The 572-nt window shown below is 42.3% G+C and carries 1 protein-coding gene; it reads right to left on the reverse strand.

What is annotated here, in order from left to right; translation table 11 throughout:
- Positions 1-67: 67 nt before the first annotated feature.
- On the reverse strand, positions 68-370 hold the full coding sequence (locus A3729_RS10510; RefSeq protein ID WP_068511170.1) for a hypothetical protein: 303 nt from the start codon (positions 368-370) through the stop codon (positions 68-70).
- Between the last annotated feature and the right edge of the window lie 202 nt (positions 371-572).

Genomic DNA, 572 nt, shown 5'->3' on the forward strand with positions numbered 1-572 from the left:
AGCAGGTGCTGATACTATGGAAGCAATCATTTTCACGGAATAGCTCCTGATAGACTTTAGAAGAGCGTTAGCTTTGGCTATCTAATAGCTCTGAGCCTTTTTTGATTGAACTGGTAGACATGTCTTCGACGCTTAGTCTGCGTTCATCAAGGGGGGCGTATTCTTCGCTATATGACTCGATAGTTTTGTCGTTAAATCGATTAGCAACGATACTAAGTTGCTGGGACTTCCTATCAGTAATCGTTAGATAGCCGCCCAGCGCTTCAATTGCATCGCAGATATCGCTGATAACCTCTTCCCATACATCGTCGTAAGCGACCGATTCATATATATGAGCGACAAGGTCGACAATTTTATTGTTGTAGTTCATTGCTATGCCACGAGACCTATAACTGCTGAGCGATCTAGATTTAAGCGCTTGAGAGATCTTTAAGTTGTAAAGATAGTAACGGAATTCCTGAGTAGATTTCCAGTTTAATAAGCGCTAGTTCACAGAATTGGCATTGAATTAGAAAAAAATTCCTGGGTCGCCATTTGGGCGGAGAATTGTCAAGACCCAGACGGGTTCGATT

It is taken from the genome of Oleiphilus sp. HI0043, from assembly GCF_001634935.1.